The 16,629-nt window shown below is 73.2% G+C and carries 11 protein-coding genes and 1 pseudogene; 8 read left to right on the top strand and 4 right to left on the bottom strand.

What is annotated here, in order from left to right; translation table 11 throughout:
- The 3 genes from F603_RS33245 to mfd all read left to right on the top strand — a co-directional run.
- Positions 1 to 514, top strand: a 514-nt coding sequence (locus tag F603_RS33245; protein WP_019549808.1) for an ABC transporter ATP-binding protein, incomplete at its 5' end; no start/stop codon positions are given.
- Positions 511 to 3,087, top strand: coding sequence for an ABC transporter permease (locus F603_RS0130970; protein ID WP_019549807.1), 2,577 nt, complete (start codon positions 511 to 513; stop codon positions 3,085 to 3,087). The genes F603_RS33245 and F603_RS0130970, both read left to right, overlap by 4 nt.
- A 234-nt stretch (positions 3,088 to 3,321) precedes the next feature.
- Positions 3,322 to 6,894 (top strand): transcription-repair coupling factor, encoded by a 3,573-nt coding sequence (gene mfd, locus F603_RS0130965; protein ID WP_019549806.1) that lies wholly within the window; start codon positions 3,322 to 3,324, stop codon positions 6,892 to 6,894.
- Here mfd and F603_RS0130960 read toward each other — a convergent pair.
- Entirely contained in the window at positions 6,872 to 7,942 is a 1,071-nt protein-coding gene (locus F603_RS0130960) for an acyltransferase family protein (RefSeq protein WP_019549805.1), read from the bottom strand. The genes mfd and F603_RS0130960 overlap by 23 nt on opposite strands.
- Before the next feature lie 220 nt (positions 7,943 to 8,162).
- Here F603_RS0130960 and F603_RS36165 point away from each other — a divergent pair.
- A pseudogene (locus F603_RS36165) lies at positions 8,163 to 8,975 on the top strand (HNH endonuclease family protein); the annotation flags it as partial.
- On the opposite strand, the gene F603_RS33240 reads toward F603_RS36165, so the two are convergent.
- Entirely contained in the window at positions 8,866 to 10,245 is a 1,380-nt protein-coding gene (locus tag F603_RS33240) for an MFS transporter (protein ID WP_019549803.1), read from the bottom strand. The pseudogene F603_RS36165 and the gene F603_RS33240 sit on opposite strands and share 110 nt — an antisense overlap.
- A 340-nt stretch (positions 10,246 to 10,585) precedes the next feature.
- Here F603_RS33240 and F603_RS0130945 point away from each other — a divergent pair, with 340 nt between their 5' ends.
- Together F603_RS0130945 and F603_RS0130940 are read left to right on the top strand one after the other, a co-directional pair.
- Entirely contained in the window at positions 10,586 to 11,572 is a 987-nt protein-coding gene (locus tag F603_RS0130945) for an ArsR/SmtB family transcription factor (RefSeq protein WP_019549802.1), read from the top strand.
- Positions 11,573 to 11,641: 69 nt separating this feature from the next.
- A complete protein-coding gene (locus F603_RS0130940; RefSeq protein WP_019549801.1) occupies positions 11,642 to 12,286 on the top strand; it encodes an HD domain-containing protein in 645 nt (214 codons plus the stop codon).
- Between the two features lie 6 nt (positions 12,287 to 12,292).
- Here the strand turns inward: F603_RS0130940 and F603_RS0130935 are convergent, their stop codons facing one another.
- The gene (locus F603_RS0130935; RefSeq protein ID WP_019549800.1) at positions 12,293 to 12,979 is read right to left on the bottom strand and encodes an HAD family hydrolase; all 687 of its coding nucleotides are present in this window, start codon (positions 12,977 to 12,979) and stop codon (positions 12,293 to 12,295) included.
- Positions 12,980 to 13,091: 112 nt separating this feature from the next.
- On the bottom strand, positions 13,092 to 13,649 hold the full coding sequence (locus tag F603_RS0130930) for a DUF4352 domain-containing protein (RefSeq protein WP_019549799.1): 558 nt from the start codon (positions 13,647 to 13,649) through the stop codon (positions 13,092 to 13,094).
- A 226-nt stretch (positions 13,650 to 13,875) separates the two neighbouring features.
- Here F603_RS0130930 and F603_RS0130925 point away from each other — a divergent pair, with 226 nt between their 5' ends.
- Both F603_RS0130925 and F603_RS0130920 read left to right on the top strand, forming a co-directional pair.
- On the top strand, positions 13,876 to 15,708 hold the full coding sequence (locus tag F603_RS0130925; RefSeq protein ID WP_019549798.1) for an N-6 DNA methylase: 1,833 nt from the start codon (positions 13,876 to 13,878) through the stop codon (positions 15,706 to 15,708).
- A gap of 160 nt (positions 15,709 to 15,868) precedes the next feature.
- On the top strand, positions 15,869 to 16,537 hold the full coding sequence (locus F603_RS0130920) for a SurA N-terminal domain-containing protein (RefSeq protein ID WP_019549797.1): 669 nt from the start codon (positions 15,869 to 15,871) through the stop codon (positions 16,535 to 16,537).
- The last annotated feature ends 92 nt before the right edge of the window (positions 16,538 to 16,629 follow it).

Here is a 16,629-nt window from a genome sequence, read left to right as displayed (position 1 = left end):
GGGGTTTGTTTTTCAGGCGTTCAATCTGCTGCCGACGTTGTCGGCGTGGGAGAACATCACGTTGCCGATGGATATTGCGGGGCGGAAGCCTGATCGGGCGTGGGTGGAGCAGGTGGTAGCGACGGTGGGGTTGGGGGATCGGTTGCGTCATCGTCCGGGGCAGCTTTCGGGTGGGCAGCAGCAGCGGGTGGCGGTGGCGCGGGCGTTGGCGTCGCGGCCGGAGATTATTTTCGGGGATGAGCCGACGGGGAATTTGGATTCGCGTTCGGGTGCGGAGGTGTTGGGGTTTTTGCAGAGTTCGGTGCGGGAGTTGGGGCAGACGGTGGTGATGGTGACGCATGATCCGGTCGCTGCGGCGTATGCGGATCGTGTGGTCTTCCTCGCGGACGGACGCATCGTCGACGACCTCGCCGCTCCCACCGCCGAAGCAGTCCTCGAACGCATGAAAACCCTCGACACCCGCGCCGGCGCCGCCCCCGCAGGTGCCCGAGCCGTTGCGGGGGTCAGGCAGTGACCGTCCTGCGCACCTCGATTCGCAGCTTCTTCGCGCACAAGGGGCGGATGGCGCTGAGCGGCATCGCCGTGCTGCTCTCCGTGGCGTTCGTCTGCGGAACGCTCGTCTTCACCGACACGATGAACGCGACCTTCGACCGGATGTTCTCCTCGACGGCCGCCGACGTCACGGTCAAGCCCAAGGGCGAGGCCACGCAGGAGGAGGCCCCGCGCACCGGCCGCCCCGAGACGATCCCCGCCGGCACCCTGGAACGGGTGCGCGGAGTCGACGGCGTCCGCAACGCCGAGGGCTCGGTGTCCTCCTCGGGGGTCACCGTCGTCGACAGCGAGAAGAACAACGTCGGTGCCACCACGGGCGCCCCCACCATCGCGGGCAACTGGGCGGGGAACGACGGCCGGACGATGGAGATCACCTCCGGTCACGCGCCCCGCGGCCCGACCCAGGTGATGGTCGACGCGGACACCGCCGAGAAGCACAGCCTCGCGCTCGGGGACGAGCTGCGCACCCTCGGCGCCGTCGGTGACTTCTCCGCGCGGATCTCCGGGATCGCCACGTTCAAGGTGACCAACCCCGGTGCCGCCCTGGTCTTCTTCGACACCGAGACGGCGCAGAAGCGCCTCCTGGGCACCACGGACCGGTACACCTCGCTCTCCGTCTCCGCCGAAGAGGGCTTCACCAACGGCCTGTTGAAGCGGAACGTGGCGACCGAGCTCGGCTCGGACGCGTTCGTCTACCAGACGCAGCAGGAGGCGGCGGACTCCGGCAGGGAGGAGATGGGCGCCTTCCTCGACGTGCTCAAGTACGCCATGCTCGGCTTCGCCGGGATCGCGCTGCTCGTCGGCGTCTTCCTGATCGTCAACACCTTCTCCATGCTCGTCGCGCAGCGCACGAGGGAGCTCGGCCTGATGCGGGCGCTCGGCTCCAGCCGGCGGCAGGTGAACCGCTCGGTGCTGGTGGAGGCGCTGCTGCTGGGCGCGGTCGGTTCGCTCCTCGGCGTCGGTGCGGGGGTCGGGCTCGCCGTCGGCATGATGAAGCTGATGGGCGCCGTCGGCATGAACCTCGACACCTCGGAGCTGACGGTCGCCTGGCGCACGCCGGTAATCGGCCTGGTGCTCGGGGTCGTGGTGACGCTCTTCGCTGCCTACCTGCCGGCGCGGCGGGCGGGCAAGGTCTCGCCGATGGCCGCGCTGCGGGACGCGGGCGCCCCTGCGGACCGCCGCTCCAGCACGGTCCGGGCCGTGCTCGGCGCGGTGCTCGCCTGCGCAGGGGGCGCGTCCCTCTTCGCGGCAGCGCGCGCCGAGGAGTCGGGCCCCGGCTCCGGACTCCTCGCGCTGGGCGTGCTGTTGACGCTCGTCGGCTTCGTCGCCGTGGGGCCCGCGCTCTCGGGGGTCTTCGTACGGCTGCTCTCGGCGCCCGTGGCACGCCCGTTCGGGCACGTGGGGCGTCTCGCCGAGCGGAACGCGCTGCGCAACCCGCGCCGGACGGGCGCGACGGGCGCCGCGCTGATGATCGGGCTCGCGCTCGTCGCCGCACTGTCGGTGGTGGGCTCCTCGATGGTCGCCTCGGCCTCCGAGCAGGTCGACAGGTCGGTCGGCGCGGACTTCATCGTCCAGTCCGACAACGGACAGCCGATCACCCCGGCCGCCGAGCAGCGCATCCGGCAGACCGACGGCCTCTCGCACGTCTCGTCCTACCGCATGGTGCCGGCCGCGGTGGTCCCCGAGGACGGTTCGCGCACGAAGGACACACTCGTCGCCGCGGACCCGTCGTACGCGAAGGACCTCCGCAGGGAGACGGTCGAGGGCGAACTCGCCGACGCCTACGGGAAGAACGCCATGTCCGTCGGCGAGGTGTGGGCCAAAGAGCACGGTGTCCACGCCGGCGACGTCGTCCGCGTCGACTTCGACCACGGGCGGACGGCGGAGCTGCGGGTCGCCGCGATCACCTCGGACGACACGAGCGTCGACAAGGGGGCGATGTACGTCTCCACGGCGACGGCGCGGACCCATCTCCCGGCCGACCGGTTGCCGCTGAACATGATCCTGTTCGGCTCGGCAGCGGACGGGCAGCAGGAGGCGGCGTACGCGGCGCTCAAGAAGAGCCTCGACGGCTACCCGCAGTACCAGGTGCGTGACCAGGCCGACTTCAAGGAGACGCTCCAGTCGCAGGTCGGCCAGATGCTCAACCTCGTCTACGGGCTCCTTGCGCTCGCCGTCGTCGTCGCCGTCCTCGGCGTGGTCAACACGCTGGCGCTCTCCGTCGTCGAACGGACGAGGGAGATCGGACTGATGCGCGCCATCGGCCTCTCCCGGCGGCAGCTACGCCGCATGATCCGCCTGGAGTCGGTGGTGATCGCGCTCTTCGGCGCCCTCCTCGGCCTCGGCCTCGGCATGGCGTGGGGCGCGACGGCGCAGCAGCTCCTCGCGCTCGAAGGGCTCGACGTGCTGGAGATCCCCTGGGCGACGATCGGTGGCGTCTTCCTCGGCTCGGCTGTGGTGGGCCTCGTCGCGGCCCTGGTGCCGGCGTTCCGTGCGGGACGGATGAGCGTGCTGGGCGCGATCGCCACCGAGTGAGGCACCGGGCACGCTCGGTGGGGGACCGCGGTCGCGGGGGGACCGCGGTCCCCGACGCGTGCTCGCTCGCTCCGGCGTGGTCGTACTCTGGACACCCCGGCCCGCACCGCGTGCCGGGCCTGGCGTGTTGTCCGGCCGCGGGGATGCCAAGCGGCCTCCCCGCACGCCGCGTACGCCCGGGCCCTCGTCCACCAGCACCGACCCACCAGATCCCACCCGCAGGGAAGCCGCTCCATGAGTCTCACCGGACTGCTCGACGCCGTCGTACGGGACCCCGCTCTCGAAGAGGCCGTACAGGCGGCAGCCGACGGCAACCGGCACCACCTCGACCTCGTCGGCCCCCCGGCGGCGAGGCCGTTCGCCGCCGCCGCACTCGCCCGCTCCGCGCAGCGGCCGCTGCTCGCCGTCACCGCGACGGGCCGCGAGGCCGAGGACCTGGCCGCGGCGCTGCGCTCGCTGCTGACGCCGGAGTCGGTGGTGGAGTTCCCGTCCTGGGAGACGCTGCCCCACGAGCGGCTCTCGCCCCGCTCCGACACGGTCGGCCGGCGCCTGGCCGTGCTCCGCCGGCTCGCGCACCCCTCGGCCGACGACGAGAAGGGCGGGCCCGTCTCCGTCGTCGTCGCGCCGGTGCGCGCGGTGCTCCAGCCGCAGGTGCAGGGGCTGGGCGATCTCGTACCCGTGGCGCTGCGGCAGGGGCAGGAGGCGGACCTGGAGGAGGTCGTCGACGGGCTGGCGGCGGCCGCGTACCACCGCGTCGAACTCGTCGAGAACCGCGGGGACTTCGCCGTGCGCGGCGGCATCCTCGACGTCTTCCCGCCGACCGAGGAGCACCCGGTGCGGGTGGAGTTCTGGGGCGACGAGGTCGAGGAGATCCGTTACTTCAAGGTCGCGGACCAGCGGTCGCTGGAGAGCGCCGAGCACGGCCTGTGGGCGCCGCCCTGCCGGGAGCTGCTGCTCACGCAGAGCGTCCGGGAGAGGGCGGCGGAGCTGGCGCAGGCCCACCCCGAGCTCGCCGAGATGCTCGACAAGATCGCGGAGGGGATCGCCGTCGAGGGCATGGAGTCGCTCGCGCCCGTCCTCGTCGACGAGATGGAGCTGCTGCTCGACGTCCTCCCGGCCGGCAGCATGACGCTCGTCTGCGACCCGGAGCGGGTACGCACCCGCGCCGCCGACCTCGTCGCGACGAGCCAGGAGTTCCTTCAGGCGTCCTGGTCGGCCACGGCCACCGGCGGCCGGGCGCCGATCGACGTCGGCGCCGCCTCGCTCCGCTCGCTCGCCGAAGTCCGGGAGCATGCGCGGGAGATGGGCATGATGTGGTGGTCGGTGAGCCAGTTCGCCGCCGACACCGAACTGGAGGACGAGCTCGACGGCGCCGACACCCTCACCCTCGGGATGCAGGCCCCCGAGACCTACCGCGGCGAGACGGCGCGGGCGCTCACCGACACCCGCCGCTGGCTGAGCGACGGGTGGCGGTGCGTCTACCTCACCGAGGGCCAGGGCCCCGCGTCGCGCACCGCCGAGGTCCTCGGCAACGAGGGCGTCCCCGCGCGCCTGCACCGCGGCGACGACGGCGGCCCCGCCGACCTCACCGAGATCACCCCGTCCGTGGTCCACGTCGCCTGCGGCTCCCTCGACCACGGCTTCCTCGCACCCGAGTTGCAGCTCGCGGTGATCACCGAGACCGACCTGACGGGGCAGAAGGCCGCCGGCAGCCAGACGGCGAAGATGCCGGCGAGACGGCGCAAGCAGATCGACCCGCTCACGCTCCAGTCCGGCGACTACATCGTCCACGAGCAGCACGGCGTGGGCAGGTACATCGAGATGGTGCAGCGTACGGTGCAGGGAGCCACCCGCGAGTACCTCGTCGTGGAGTACGCGCCGGCGAAGCGCGGGCAGCCGGGGGACCGCCTCTTCGTCCCCACCGACCAGTTGGAGCAGATCACCAAGTACGTCGGCGGCGAGCAGCCGTCCCTCCACCGGCTCGGCGGCGCCGACTGGACGAAGACGAAGGCCCGCGCCAAGAAGGCGGTCAAGGAGATCGCCGCCGACCTGATCAAGCTCTACTCGGCGCGGATGGCGGCGCCCGGCCACGCCTTCGGCCAGGACACCCCCTGGCAGCGGGAGTTGGAGGACGCCTTCCCCTACGCCGAGACGCCCGACCAGCTCACCACCATCTCCGAGGTGAAGCAGGACATGGAGAAGTCGGTCCCGATGGACCGGCTGATCTGCGGCGACGTCGGCTACGGCAAGACGGAGATCGCCGTGCGCGCCGCGTTCAAGGCGGTGCAGGACGGCAAGCAGGTCGCCGTGCTGGTGCCGACGACGCTGCTGGTGCAGCAGCACTTCGCCACCTTCGGCGAGCGGTACGGGCAGTTCCCCGTGAACGTCCGCGCGCTCTCACGCTTCCAGTCGGACGCCGAGGCGCGCGCCGTCCTCGACGGGCTCCGCGAGGGCACCGTCGACGTGGTGATCGGCACGCACCGGCTCTTCTCCTCCGAGACGAAGTTCAAGGAGCTCGGCCTCGTCATCGTCGACGAGGAGCAGCGGTTCGGCGTCGAGCACAAGGAGCAGCTCAAGAAGCTCCGCGCCAACGTCGACGTGCTGACGATGTCGGCGACGCCGATCCCGCGGACCTTGGAGATGGCGGTCACCGGCATCCGCGAGATGTCGACGATCACCACGCCTCCGGAGGAGCGGCATCCGGTGCTCACCTTCGTCGGCCCGTACGAGGACCGGCAGATCGGCGCGGCGATCCGGCGCGAACTCCTGCGCGAGGGGCAGGTGTTCTACATCCACAACCGGGTGGAGTCGATCGACAAGGCCGCGGCGAGGCTGCGGCAGACCGTGCCGGAGGCGCGGGTCGCCACGGCGCACGGGCAGATGTCGGAGCAGGCGCTGGAGCAGGTCGTCGTCGACTTCTGGGAGAAGAAGTTCGACGTGCTCGTCTCCACGACGATCGTGGAGAACGGCATCGACGTCTCCAACGCCAACACGCTCATCGTCGAGCGCGGCGACAACTTCGGCCTCTCCCAACTCCACCAGCTCCGCGGCCGGGTGGGCCGCGCCCGCGAGCGCGGGTACGCGTACTTCCTCTACCCGCCGGAGAAGCCGCTCACCGAGACGGCGCACGAGCGCCTCGCGACGATCGCGCAGCACACCGAGATGGGCGCGGGCATGTACGTCGCGATGAAGGACCTGGAGATCCGCGGCGCGGGCAACCTCCTCGGCGGCGAGCAGTCGGGCCACATCGCGGGCGTCGGCTTCGACCTGTACGTGCGGATGGTCGGCGAGGCCGTCGCGGACTACCGGGCGGCGCTCGAAGAGGGCGGCGGCGAGACGGAGGAGCCGCCGCTGGAGGTGAAGATCGAGCTGCCCGTCGACGCGCATGTGCCGCACGACTACGCGCCGGGTGAGCGGCTGCGCCTCCAGGCGTACCGCTCGATCGCGGCGGCCAACTCGGAGGAGGACATCACGGCCGTCCGCGAGGAGCTCACCGACCGCTACGGGCCGCTGCCCGAGCCGGTGGAGAACCTGCTCCTCGTCGCGGCGTTGCGGATGCTGGCGCGGGGTTGCGGCGTCACCGACATCACCTTGCAGGGCAACAAGATCCGGTTCAGCCCCGTGGAGCTGCGCGAGTCGCAGGAGTTGCGGCTTCAGCGGCTCTATCCGGGGTCGATGGTGAAGACCGCCTCGCAGCAGGTCCTGGTGCCGCGGCCGAAGCCGGCCGGCATCGGCGGCAAGCCGCTGAGCGGGCGTGAACTCCTCGCGTGGACGGGCGAGTTCCTCAGCTCGGTCCTGGGGTCCTGACGGGCGCACGCTCGGCGCCGGGCGCGCGCCCGGCGCCGTCGGTCCTCACGTACAGCCAGGGCAGCCGCGGCTGCACCAGCGGACGCGCCACCCGCCGCACCGGGGGCGAGGCGAGCACCGCGGAGAGCGCCACCACGAGGGCGATCAGGGCGAGTTGGCTCGGCCAGGTGCCCACCCAGTCGAGCCACCCCGCGGTGGTGAGCGCGCGCAGCACGGGCGGGTGGAGCAGGTAGAGGTAGAGGCCGCCCGCGCCGAGCGCGCTCACATACGGCAGCTTCCGTTTCGGCACGAGCCGTACGAAGGCGAGCGCGACGGCGGCGCCGCACCCGAGCACGGCGGCGCGTACCGCCCAGTCCCGGACCGGCGCCTCGGCCGTCTGCGCGTACGGGGCGCGCATCGCGAGCCAGGCGGAGTCGAGCCCTTCCCGGTACGCCCAGCAGCCGACGGCGGCCACGGCGAGCACGGCGAATGCGGCGCAGCGGGTCGTAATGCCGTGCAGCAGCCGCTCCCCGAGGCCCTGCCGCAGCTTCCAGCCGAGGAGGAAGAACGGCAGGAAGGCGACGGTCCGCGCCGAGGAGAAGCTGCCGTCGAACCCGTCGAGGTGCCCGACGGCGAGCGCGCACCCCACCGAGAGTGCCGTCGGGTGGCGGAGCATCGCGAGGTAGGGCAGCAGCATCCGCCAGACGAAGAGCGACAGCAGGAACCAGAGTCCCCAGGCCGGCTCGTGGGTGAAGAACCGCACTTCCCCGTAGAGCCAGTAGAGCTGCACGGTGTGGACGAGCCCGAGCAGCAGGTAGGGGAGGAGCACCGACTCGGTGAGCCGCCGCAGTTCCCGCGCGTCGAGCGGTCCCGCGTGCGAGAAGTAGCCGGCGACGAGGACGAAGACGGGGACCCGCATCGCCCAGGTGACGAGGTACAGCCACCGCAGCCCGTCGGCCTGGGCGAGGAGCGGTTCGACCGCGTGCCCCAGGGCCACGAGCGTCCCGGAGAGGAAGCGCACGTTGTCCCAGTGCGGCTCGCGTCCGGCCTTCCGACTCGTCCCCGCCATGCTGCCCGCTCCCGTCTCCCGTCCGTGCCCGCCGCCGGGACGTTAGGGGCGCGGGGTGTCCGCCCGGCGAGCGGCGGGTGAACCGGGGGTGCGTGCGGCTCCAACCGGACTCGGTGGGACGGGAGTTGGGGAGCGGATGGGCTGTTGCGGCAGGTGGGAGCGGGTGTGTGCGCGAAAGGCCCTCTACCGCGGGTGTGTTCGCCGTCGCTAAGGTGATCGAATGCGCGCTACCGTGAGGGCCCTGACCTGTGACGATCACGTCTCCGTGCGCCGAGGGAGGGCTCCACGGGCAACGCGGCGCGCGGGCGCCGCGCTCTCCGCCGTCCTGGCCGCCGCCGTCCTCGCGGGCTGCGAGGGGACGGTGGGCTCCGCGGCGGAGGACCCGTCCGGTACCGCCTCCTCCTCTCGGGCCGCTTCGCCCCCGCCCGAGACCGGCCCTTCCTCGTCGCCCGCCTCTCCGCTTCCGTCGGGGAAAGGCGAGGGCACGAGTCCGCTGAAGAACCCCGACGGCACCGAGCCGGGGCTGGCGCGGCTCGTCTCGGAGCAGGACCGCGCCGCGGCCCGCCGGACGATAGACAGGGTGACGACGGACTCGCCCCGCACCGACGGGAGTTACCACAGGGACGCCTTCGGCTACGCCTGGAAGGACACGGTCGACGGCGTCCCCCTCGGCGGCAACGGTTGCGACACCCGCAACGACGTCCTCGCACGCGACGGCCGCGAGCTCAGCTACCGGGCCGGCTCCGACTGCGTCGTCGAGTCGATGCGGCTCCACGACCCGTATACGGGCAAGGAGTTGAAGTGGCGCAAGGAGAAGGCGGCCGAGGTACAGATAGACCACGTCATACCCCTCTCCTACGCCTGGCGGTTCGGCGCCTCGGAGTGGTCGGACTCCCAGCGCCAGCGCCTCGCCAACGACCCGCTCAACCTCCTTCCCGTCGACGGCGGGACCAACGGCGGAAAGAGCGACTCGGGCCCGTCGGACTGGCTCCCGCCGAGTACGGAGATCCGCTGCTCCTACGCGACGCGGTTCGCGCAGGTCGCCCTCGCGTACCGGCTCCCCGTGTCGAAGGCCGACAAGCGGACGATGCTGGACCAGTGCGCGACGTGAAACCGCCCTGCACGGCAGGGAGTTCGCCGCCCCTCCGCCGGTACGGCGCGAAGTGGCGGGCCAGCCCGACCGCGGCGAGCAGCGCCACGAGCGCGCACACGCCCCACCAGCCCGCGCTGTTGTGGACGCGCGCCCCGAGCCAGGAGCCGGCGCTGCCCGCGAGGTAGGCGCACGTCATGTAGGCGGTGTTGAGCCTGCTGCGCGCGTCGGCCCGCAGCGCGTAGACGCGCGTCTTGTTGGCGACCATGCCGGACTGCATGGCGACGTCGAGCAGCAGCGTGCCGGCGACGAGCGCGGCCAGCCCGAGCGTACCGCCCCTGGCACCCGGCGCGAGCACCACGGCGGAGCCGAGGACCGCGAGCAGGCAGACGAGGTTGACGGGCCTCGGGCCGTGGCGGTCCACGAGGCGCCCGGCGAGCGGCGTGGAGAGCATCGTCACGGCGCCCACGAGGGCGAGCAGCCCCACGGCCTCGGCGCCGAAGCCGTAGACGGGCCCGGAGAGGAGGAGCGCGAGGCAGGTCCACACGGCGGAGAACGCGGCGAAGACCGTCGCCTGGTACAGGCAGGAGCGGCGCAACTCCGGCTCCGTGCGCAGCAGTCGCAGCGGCTCGGCGAGGAGCGCTGGGTACGGCAGGCGCGAGGGTGGGGCCGTCTCGGGCAGGGCCCGCGCCAGGACGGCCGCCAGCACCAGGACCAGCACGGCCGCCGCGAGGTAAGGGGCCCGCCAGCCGAGCCTTTCGCCGAGCGTCCCGCCGAAGGTGCGGGCGAGCAGCATGCCGCCGATCGACCCGCTGAGCAGGGTTCCTAGCACCGCCCCGCGCCGCGAGGCCGGCACGAGCCCGGCCGCGAGCGGACCGACGAGCTGTGCGCCGACGGTCGTGAGCCCGGTGCAGGTTCCGGCGGCGGCGAGGAGGGCGAGGGTCGGCGCGCAGGCCGCCGCGAGCAGCCCCGCTCCGGTGAGGGCGAGCAGGACGACGAGGAGCGGACGGGAGCGGAGGCGGTCGCCGAGCGGCACGAGCAGGAACATCCCGGCCGCGTAGCCGCCTTGGGTGGCGACGACGGCGAAGGAGGCCGTGTCGGGCGAGGTGCCGAGGTCCGCGGCGATCAGCGGGACCAGCGCCTGCGGGAAGTACAGATTGCCGACGGCGACCGCGCAGGTGAGGGCGAGGAGCAGAGTTGTCGGGCGGTTCATCGGAGGGCCTCAGGCGCTGGCTCGGGGGCGCACGCGCGGGCGGTCGTGGTGGTGCCGGGCCGCCGTGAGGCCCGGGCGGGCGCCGGGTGCCCGGCGGGTTCCGCTGCGGTGCGTGACCGGTTCCGTTGCGGGGCCGGGGAGTTGGGCGCCGCTTCGTGGCACGTCGCGCGGACTCGCGTGCCGGTGCTACCACGGGTGGCGGGGGTGCCGTCCCTGTCGGGCACGGGGAGGCGCGGGGTGCGTCGCGCAACTGCCCACCGGCGTACGTCGGTTGTCGGTCGCATGCCCGGAAGTCCACGGCATCGACGCACTCCGGCCAATCGATGTAGCGTCCGGCTTAATGATCAGCTTCGTGCTCGGCGTCGAGGACCTCGCCGACACACGTTTCGCCCTCTCGCCCCTCCACGAGACCCTGCTCAGTCTCCGCGTCCTCCAGGACCCGGGGCTCTCGGCGCTCCACCTCCCGTGGCGCAGGTCCGTGCTCGGCGGGCTCGGCGCGCTCGACACCGGGCTGCTGATGTCCCTCGTCGCGCGACGGCGCACGATCCCCGACTTCCTCACCCCGCAACCCGCGCACTTCGCACCGCACTTCGAGGACCAACTCGACGCCGTCGGCCGCACATCCCCCGCGCGCGTCCGCCACGACCTCGCGGCGGCGCACGCACCGGACCCGCTCCCCGAGCCCCTCCGCGACGCCGTCGACGAAGCGGACGTCGCCCGCCTTCGGGATGCCGTCTGCACCCTCCTGCTGCGGTACTGGCGGACGGCCGTCGCACCGCACTGGCCACGGATACAGCTGCTGCTGGAGACGGACATGACCTACCGCGCGCGGCAATTGGCGACGGGAGGTCTCCGCCTGCTCTTCGCCGACATGCACCCGAACCTGCGCTGGCGGGGCGGTGTCCTCCACATCGACGGGATGCTCGGCGGCCACCGCGTCGACGCCTCGGGGCGGGGCCTGCTGCTCCTCCCGTCCGTCTTCGCGCACAAGCCGGCGCCGCCGGCCGGTCCCGAGGTGCAGCCCCGCCTCGTCTACCCGAGCCGGGGCGTGGCCACGCTCTGGGAGGAACCGCCGGCGGCCGAACCGGCGGAGCTCGCCTCGCTCCTCGGCCCGCCGAGGGCGCGGCTGCTCGTCCTTCTCGAGGAGCCGCTCGCCACGGCGGAGCTCGCACGGCGCCTCCGGGTCACGCCGAGCGCCGTCTCCCAGCACCTGCGCGTCCTCCACGGGACGGGGCTCGTCACCAGGGCGCGCGAGGGCCGCCGCGTGCTGTACCGGCGCAGCCGCCTCGGCGACCTGTTGACAGGCGCGGCCGTCGAAGCACCGTGAACCGCACGGTCGACGGCGGGCGCGGTGTCGGGAACGCTGGGGCCGTCCACACCTCAGAGGGAGGCCCACGTGTCAGACCGTCCCACCGCCGCCGGCATCGCCCCGCCCGACACCCGTCTCGCCGACGACGCCACCCAGCTCGTCCGCGACACCGCGGACGAGCTGATCTACCACCACTCCCGCCGCGTCTACTTCTTCGGCGCGCTCCAGGGCCGCCGCCGCGGGCTGAGCTTCGATCCCGAACTCCTCTACATCGGGGCGATGTTCCACGACCTCGGCCTCGCGGAGGAGCACCGGGCGAGCGGCCGCCGCTTCGAGGTCGACAGCGCCGACGAGGCGCGGCGGTTCCTCCAGGCACGCGGCGTGCCCGAGGACAGCGTCCGCCGCGTGTGGACGGCGATCGCCCTCCACACCACGCCGGGGGTGCCGCAGTACATGGAGCCGGAGGTGGCGCTCGTCACCGCGGGCGTCGAGTACGACGTGCTGGGGATCGGCTACCACGACCTCACCCAGGAGGAGCGGGACGAGGTCGTGGCGCTCCATCCGCGCCCCGACTTCAAACGCCGCATCCTCGCCGCCTTCGCCGCCGGTATCCGCCCCAAGCCGGAGACGACCTTCGGCAACGTCAAGGCCGACGTCCTCGAGCACTTCGTCCCGGGCTTCGAGCGGGGCGACTTCGTGCGCACGATCCAGGGCTCGCCCTGGCCTGAGTAGCGCCGACTACCGCCGCACCTCCAGGAGTTGCAGCCCCGTCCGCGCCGCCTCGTGGAGGGTCTCGGCCACGTGGAGGCCGAGGCGCTGCGGCTCGCCCGGCGCGTAGGCGCCGTCGGCGAGCAGGACGCAGGCGGCGCCGCTGCCGCTCGCCGCGTGGCCGTCGTCGAGCGCGTCCCCGACGAGGAGCACCTGCTCGGACGGGAGCGGGGAACCGCGCAGCCCGGTGAGGCGCGTGAGGTGCTCGCGGAGCGCCTCCGTCTTGCCGTCCGCGCGGCGGTGCTTCGGGGCGCCGTCGACGACCTGGAAGGAGTCGCGGAGGCCGTGCGCCTCGACGAGGCCGAGGAGTTCGTCGTGCTCCGTCATCGAGAGCAGGGAGTGCGTGACGCCCGAGTCGGCGAGCTCGGCGAGGAGCCCGCGGGTGCCGTGGCGGAGGGCGGCGCGGGCGAGGTTGTCGCGGTAGTGCCGGTGGTAGCCCTCGGCGAGGACCCGCCACTCGTCCTCGGAGGCGTCGCGCTCCAGCAGCCGCTCGTAGAAGGCGCGCACGGGGCGGGTGAAGCAGTCCCGGTAGCGCGCGTGGTCGACGGGGGCGCCGCCGACCAACCGGCAGGCGTGGTCGGTGGCTTGGACGGTGATGTCCAGATCGTCGAGGAGGGTTCCGTTCCAGTCCCACACGATGTGTGCCGTGGCGCCCATCACCGGCTCCGCTCCCTGCTCGACTGCCGAGGTCCGCGGAGATCCTCCACCTGCGGTCGGCGCGAGGCAAACAGTTTGCGGCCGGCTCCCGGGGGGAGCCGGCCGCACGGAGTCAGAGCTCGACGCCCCACTTCGCCGGTTCGGTGCCGAAGTCGACGAACTCGAGCTGCACGTCGAGGTCTTCGGCCTTCTCCGGGACGTCGAAGACGTAGGAGACGGTCGCCTCCTTGCCCGGCATCAGCCTCCCGTGGAAGCCGACGCCTGCCTCCTCGTCGACGATCTGGCGGACGGCGCCGTCGTCGGTACGGGCGCTCACCTGGGCGCGGGAGGCGCTGAGGCGCTCGTCGCCGGTGTTCTCCAGCGTGACGTCGACCTTCTGCGGGGTGTGGCCCTTGGCGTGCCCCGACGCGTAGTCGCCGAGCTCGTACGCCTCGGCCTTGGAGACGGTGGCCTTCAGGCCGTTCTGGTAGGTGGTGGTCTCGCCCTGCTTCAGCGGACGCTCGCCGGTGTCCGCCGCGGCGGCCTGTGCGGCGCCGGCCTTCTCGGCGCCGGGCCCTGAGCCCTCGGCGGACTCGTCGGAGCCGCAGGCGGCGAGGACACCGACGGCGAGGGTGCCGACGGTGGCAGCGGCCGCCAGCCGCCGCGTTCGGGGGAGGCGGGGACGGGACATGAGGGGCCTTTCGGTGGTGCGGGTCCGTGCTTCGGTGTGCGGGGCCGGTGCGTATCTCGGGCCTGGCGCACGGCGGTTAATCAGAACATCGGCTGTGAACCGAGTCAACAACGATCATGGTTTTTGTGACGTACACCCTGTGTACGACTGGCGGCGGGCTGTTCGCTATGCTCGCCCGGCCGCTCGGCGAGCGAGCCGGTGGAGAGCAGACGTATGGGGTGGGAAGGTGGCGCGCGACCAGTTGGTGACGGCGGCCGGGATCGCCCGGCTCGCCGGTGTCGGCCGCGCCGCTGTGAGCAACTGGCGGCGACGTCACCCGCACTTCCCGCGGCCGGTCGGCGGGAGCCGGGCGAGCCCCTCGTTCTCCCTCGTCGAGGTGGAGAAGTGGCTCAGGGAGCAGGGGAAGCTGGTCGAGCTCCCGCTCGTCGAGCGCGTCTGGCACCGCCTGGAGGCCGACCCGCGAGGCGTCGCGGCGGCGCTCCTCGCCGCTGGTGAGGCGCTCAGGGACCACACGGACGACGGACCCGCGGCCGTCTCCGAGGCTGCCGGATGCCCCGGCCTCGGCGAGCTCGGAGCCGAAGGGCCCGCCGCCGCCTTCGAGTTGCTCGCCGGCCGCCACCTCGACGCCAACTCCCGCCAGCACACCCGCACTCCGGAGCCCGTCGCCGCGCTGATGGCGGCGCTGGCGGGCGAACCCCTGAGCGTCCTCGACCCCGCCTGCGGCGCCGGCGACCTCCTCGCGGCCGCAGCCGCAGGCGGCCGCGCCCCCGCTCTCCACGGCACGGACTCCGACGCCGTCCTCGCGCGCCTGGCCGACCTGCGCCTGGCGCTCCGCGACCCCGAAGGCGCCGCCATACGCACCGCGGACGCACTGCGCACCGACCCCGGGACCGAGCCGCCCGTCGAGGCCGTCCTCTGCCATCCGCCCTTCAACCAGCGCCACTGGGGCCACCGCGACCTCGTGCACGACCCGCGCTGGGAGTACGGCGTCCCCGCGCGTACCGACTCCGAACTCGCCTGGGTGCAGCACGCATTGGCCCGGCTGCGCCCCGGCGGCACCGCCGTGCTGCTGATGCCGCCGGCCGCGGCCTCCCGGCGCACGGGCCGCCGTATCCGCGCCGCGCTCCTGCGCCGGGGCGCGCTCCGCGCTGTCGTCGCGCTGCCGTCGGGGAGCGCGCCGCCCCACCACCTCCCGCTCCACCTCTGGGTGCTGCGCCGTCCCGCGGCCGATCCGCCGCCCGACCCGCGCCTCCTCCTCGTCGACGCCGCTTCGCAGGGGGAGTGGGGCGGCGTCACCGAGCAGGCGCTCGCGGCCTGGCGCGCCTTCAACAGCCGCGGTACGGCGGCCGAGCAGCCGGAGGTGTGGCGCGTCCTCCCGGTCCTCCAACTCCTCGACGACGACGTCGACCTCGTGCCTGCCCGCCACCTCGCGCGCGGCCCCGTCGGCGACTCCGCCTCGCTCGCGGCCGTCCGCGGGGAGTTCGACGCCGCCGCGCGGAACGCGCTCCGCCTGGCGCCCGCGCCGGGAGCGCGGGGCGCGGACACCCCGCCGCCCGCCGCGACCGTCGGCGAGCTGCTGCGGACGGGGGCGCTGGCGATGCTGCCCGCCGGCGCCGAGCCGGCGGCCGGGGACGTAGCGGTGCCGCTGCACCCGTCGGGCGGGGGTGCTCCGGCGTACGTCGTGGACGGCGCGCACGCCGAAGCGGAAGACGTAACGGAACCTGGCGCGTGGGCCGTTCTGCGCGTCGACCCGCAGGTGCTCGACGCCTGGTTCGTCGCCGGCTCCCTCGGTTCCTCGGCCAACACACGGCTCGCTTCCGGCCATGGCGCTCGCACGAGGCTCGACGTCCGCCGGCTCCGCGTCCCCCGGATGTCCCTCGCCGAGCAGCAGCGTTTCGGGGCCGAGCTGCGGCGGCTCGCCGAGTTCAGGAGGGCGGTGCACCGTGCGGGGGCGCTCGGTCTGCGGTTCGCGCAGGGGGTGTGCGACGGCCTCGTCGACGGCAGCCTCCAGCCGCGGCGCGACCCACAAGCGGAACCTCCTGCGGAGGGCTGGGCGTAGGGCCGGCGCCGGACCGCGCCCGGTGCTCGGTACCGCGAACCGGCTTGCTCGTTGGGCGGTTTGGTGTCGAATCAGTGGTCAGGACCACAGCGACTACCTACCATCGATGATCGCCAGGCCGTGCACGCCGACACGGCCCCCGCCGCCCTCTGGAGGCCCCATGGAACGCCGTCGCCGCAGGTCCGCGCTGTCCCTGTGCTCCGCAGCCGCACTCGTCACCGCCGTGCCCCTGCTCAGCGCCTGCGGCCAGGACACGCACCCGGGCGCCGCGGCCGTCGTCGACGGCAGCCGGATCAGTGAATCGCAGCTCCAGTCCCAGGTGGGAGAGGTGCGGAAGGCACAGCGCGCGGCCCCGCAGGGCGAGCAGATGATCAAGCAGACGGGGCGCCTGACCAAGGCGACCCTCGACGGGATGATCCGTGAACGGATCGTCGCGCACGCGGCCGAGGAGGCCGGCATCCACGTCACCAGGCGCCAACTCCAGCAGGAGCGCCGGGACTTCGAGCGCCAGGCGGGTGGCGCGAAGCGCCTCGAGCAGGCGCTGCTCCAGCAGCAGGCGATCGCCCCCGGCGAGATCGACTCGCAGCTCAGGATGCAGTTGCGGATCGACCGTATCGCGCAGCGCGAGGGGATCGACCCGCGTACGCCGCAGGGGAACGCGGCACTGACGCGCAAGCTCCAGGGGGTGTCGAAGGCGATGTCGATCGACGTCAACCCCCGGTACGGCGAGTGGGACCAGCGCAAGACGGCGCTGGGCGAGGCGCGTTCGCCCTGGCTCCGCGACCTCTCGGGGCGCGAGGCCGACCGGGAGCAGCAGCGCCCGATGTGACCCGAGGGCCGGGACCCGCGGCGCTGCACGCGGGTCCCGGCCTCCGGTGCCGGACCCGATCGGTTGGGCAATCTGGAAGAAGCGTGCGCCAC

The sequence above is a fragment of the Streptomyces sulphureus DSM 40104 genome (assembly GCF_000381025.1).
GTDB lineage: Bacteria > Actinomycetota > Actinomycetes > Streptomycetales > Streptomycetaceae > Streptomyces > Streptomyces sulphureus.
Note: the sequence above shows the minus strand (reverse complement) of the source record. Positions and strands in the feature narration are given on the sequence as shown.

Bases quoted from the DNA above. Each gene is read 5' to 3' on its own strand.
- mfd (WP_019549806.1), top strand. From the start codon at position 3,322: ATGAGTCTCACCGGACTGCTCGACGCCGTCGTACGGGACCCCGCTCTC.
- F603_RS0130960 (WP_019549805.1), bottom strand. From the start codon at position 7,942: ATGGCGGGGACGAGTCGGAAGGCCGGACGCGAGCCGCACTGGGACAAC.
- F603_RS33240 (WP_019549803.1), bottom strand. From the start codon at position 10,245: ATGAACCGCCCGACAACTCTGCTCCTCGCCCTCACCTGCGCGGTCGCC.
- F603_RS0130945 (WP_019549802.1), top strand. From the start codon at position 10,586: ATGATCAGCTTCGTGCTCGGCGTCGAGGACCTCGCCGACACACGTTTC.
- F603_RS0130935 (WP_019549800.1), bottom strand. From the start codon at position 12,979: ATGGGCGCCACGGCACACATCGTGTGGGACTGGAACGGAACCCTCCTC.
- F603_RS0130930 (WP_019549799.1), bottom strand. From the start codon at position 13,649: ATGTCCCGTCCCCGCCTCCCCCGAACGCGGCGGCTGGCGGCCGCTGCC.
- F603_RS0130920 (WP_019549797.1), top strand. From the start codon at position 15,869: ATGGAACGCCGTCGCCGCAGGTCCGCGCTGTCCCTGTGCTCCGCAGCC.